Source organism: Streptomyces fuscigenes, from assembly GCF_021556455.1.
GTDB lineage: Bacteria > Actinomycetota > Actinomycetes > Streptomycetales > Streptomycetaceae > Streptomyces > Streptomyces fuscigenes.
In genome coordinates this window covers 1-1,812 of record NZ_JAKGCV010000709.1, presented here as the reverse complement: position 1 = coordinate 1,812, position 1,812 = coordinate 1, and the positions used below count along the sequence as shown (strand labels likewise).

Sequence of the window (1,812 nt, the reverse complement as noted above, 5' to 3'; positions counted from 1 at the left end):
CCCGCAGCGCCGAGCCGCTGCCCGCGGAGAGCCGGCCGCACGAGGACACCCCGGGCGACGGCCCGGCGGCGCCGTCCGGCCCCGGCGGGCGGGGCGGCCCGGACGGCCGCGTCCCCGGGCCCCGCTCCGGGGGCGCCGGCGCTCCCGCGGACGAGGAGCCCCCGCGCACCCGGCCCGACGGGCTGCCCCAGCGCCGCCGCCGGTCGGTGCGCCCGTCCCTGGCGGAGGGCCTGCCCGCGGCCCAGCCGCCCACGAATTCCAGCCGCACGGTCGGAGCGTTCGCGCGCGGCATCCGCAGCGCGCGGCAGCGCCGGAACACAGACGAGAGGACCACAGACCAATGACCCACTCCACGTCCACCCCCAAGGCGGTCGGCGATCTGGGCTGGATCCTTGACGAACTGCTGCGCACCCCCCACACGCTGCGCGCGATCCTCCTGTCGGCGGACGGCCTGATGTCGGCCACGTCGAAGGACACCGACCGGGACCTGGCCGACCGGATGGCCGCCGCCGTGTCCGGGATGCAGGCGCTCAGCCGGGAGGCCGCCCAGTTCGCGGACAGCGACGGGGCCTGGGAGCTGACGATGATCCAGTACCGCACCGGCTACCTGTTCGTGATGGCCGCGGGGGACGGCAGCTATCTGGCCCTCGCCGCCGACGCCGACGCGGACGTCGAGAACGTCAGCTACGCGATGGAGGAGACCGTGGACCGGCTCGGCAAGCAACTGGGAATCGCCCCGCGCGTCGCCACGGGTACTGGTTCATGACGCCCGCCCGCCCCGGGCGGGAGAGCGGCCTGGTCCGCCCGTACGTGGTGACGGGCGGCCGGTCGGCGCCCAGCCGCAACACCTTCGACCAGGTCACCCTCGTCAAGATCCTCCACCAGGGCCTGTCCCGTGCCAACCTCACACCCGAGCAACTGGCGGTGCTCGAACTTTGCGCGCCCGGTGCCCTGTCGGTGGCCGAGATCGGCGGCCACCTGGGGCTGCCCCTCAGCGTGCTGCGCATCGTGCTCGCCGACCTGATGGAGACCGGACACATCACGACCCGGTCCACGATGCTGAAGGCCCAGCGGGCCGACCGAGATCTTCTGGAGGCGGTCCTTGCTGGACTCCAAGCACTCTGAATCCGCGGCGGGAACCCATCTGCGCGGCGACGAGACGACGGTCAAGATCCTGGTCGCGGGCCACTTCGGGGTCGGCAAGACCACCTACGTGAAGACGCTGTCGGCGATCCGGCCGCTGCTCACGGAGGAGGTGATGACGGCCGCGAGCGTCGGCACCGACGACCTGAGCGGTGTGCCGCACAAGACGACCACCACCGTCGCCATGGACTTCGGCCGTATCTCGCTCACCGACGACCTGGTGCTCTACCTGTTCGGCGCGCCGGGCCAGCAGCGCTTCTGGTCCGTGGTCAACGACCTCGCGCGCGGCGCCCTCGGCGCGCTCGTGCTCGCCGACACCCGCAGACTCGGGGACAGTTACCCCGTCATGGGCCTGATGGAGGAGTTGGGCCTGCCCTACGCGGTCGCCGTGAACCGATTCGACGACGCACCCGAGTACGGGCTCGAACAGCTGCGGGACGCCATGGACCTGGAGATCGACACACCGCTCGTGGTGTGCGACGCCCGGGACCACGCCAGCGCGAAGGTCGCGCTGGTGGCGCTCGTCACCCATCTCATCGCGCTGGCCCCCGCGCCCGTGTGACCGGCCGCGGCGGGCCGCCGCGCGGCTCCAGGGCACCGTTCGCCGCGTGGCGCGGCGGCTTCGCGGGGGAACGGTCCGCGCGGGGCCCCGCTCCCGCGGTGCCGGCA

At 73.5% G+C, this 1,812-nt stretch carries 3 protein-coding genes and 1 pseudogene; all 4 read left to right on the top strand.

Features of this window, described 5'->3' with window-relative positions:
• Window positions 1–344: pseudogene (locus L1885_RS27970) on the top strand (hypothetical protein); the annotation flags it as partial.
• Window positions 341–766 carry a roadblock/LC7 domain-containing protein gene (locus tag L1885_RS27965; protein ID WP_235799938.1) on the top strand — a complete coding sequence of 142 codons (426 nt, stop codon included), beginning with the start codon at window positions 341–343 and terminating at the stop codon, window positions 764–766. The pseudogene L1885_RS27970 and the gene L1885_RS27965, both read left to right, overlap by 4 nt.
• Window positions 763–1,125, top strand: coding sequence for a DUF742 domain-containing protein (locus L1885_RS27960; RefSeq protein ID WP_235799937.1), 363 nt, complete (start codon window positions 763–765; stop codon window positions 1,123–1,125). Before L1885_RS27965 ends, L1885_RS27960 begins: the two co-directional genes overlap by 4 nt.
• The gene (locus tag L1885_RS27955) at window positions 1,106–1,705 is read left to right on the top strand and encodes a GTP-binding protein (protein ID WP_372482052.1); all 600 of its coding nucleotides are present in this window, start codon (window positions 1,106–1,108) and stop codon (window positions 1,703–1,705) included. The genes L1885_RS27960 and L1885_RS27955 overlap by 20 nt, the downstream gene beginning before the upstream one ends.
• The last annotated feature ends 107 nt before the right edge of the window (window positions 1,706–1,812 follow it).